This window comes from Mycobacterium sp. 1245805.9 (assembly GCF_001672915.1).
GTDB lineage: Bacteria > Actinomycetota > Actinomycetes > Mycobacteriales > Mycobacteriaceae > Mycobacterium.
Window position 1 is genome coordinate 1 of the sequence record NZ_LZKR01000041.1, and the last position, 516, is coordinate 516.

Sequence of the window (516 nt, forward strand, 5' to 3'; positions counted from 1 at the left end):
CTGATGTCCGCCCCCAAGTTGGGCAACGTAATCGGCGGCAACCCCGGGAACGGCGGCAACGTGACACTCGGCAAGCCAGGCAGCGACAGGTTGATCGGCGGCAGGGTCAGTGCCCCCGACAGGACCGCGTTCAGCGCCGCGTTGATGTCGGCACCCAAGTTGGGCAGCGTAATCGGCGGCAACCCCGGGAACGGCGGCAACGTGAAGCTCGGCAAGCCAGGCAGCGTCAAGTTGATCGGCGGCAACCCGGGCAGCGTCAGGTTGAGCATCGCGTTCAGTGCCGCGCTGATGTCGGCACCCAAGTTGGGCAACGTAATCGGCGGCAACCCCGGCAGCGGCGGCAACGTGAAGCTCGGCAAGCCCGGCAGCGACAGGTTGATCGGCGGCAGGGTCAGTGCCCCCGACAGGACCGCGTTCAGCGCCGCGTTGATGTCGGCAGCCAAGTTGGGCAACGTAATCGGCGGCAACCCCGGGAACGGCGGCAACGTGAAGCTCGGCAAGCCCGGCAGCGCCCGG

The 516-nt window shown here is 67.8% G+C and carries 2 pseudogenes; one reads left to right on the top strand and one right to left on the bottom strand.

What is annotated here, in order from left to right:
* Positions 1-302, bottom strand: a pseudogene (locus A9X00_RS31680) (hypothetical protein); the annotation flags it as partial.
* Between A9X00_RS31680 and A9X00_RS31685 the strand changes: the two are divergent.
* Positions 289-516: pseudogene (locus A9X00_RS31685) on the top strand (hypothetical protein); the annotation flags it as partial. The pseudogenes A9X00_RS31680 and A9X00_RS31685 sit on opposite strands and share 14 nt — an antisense overlap.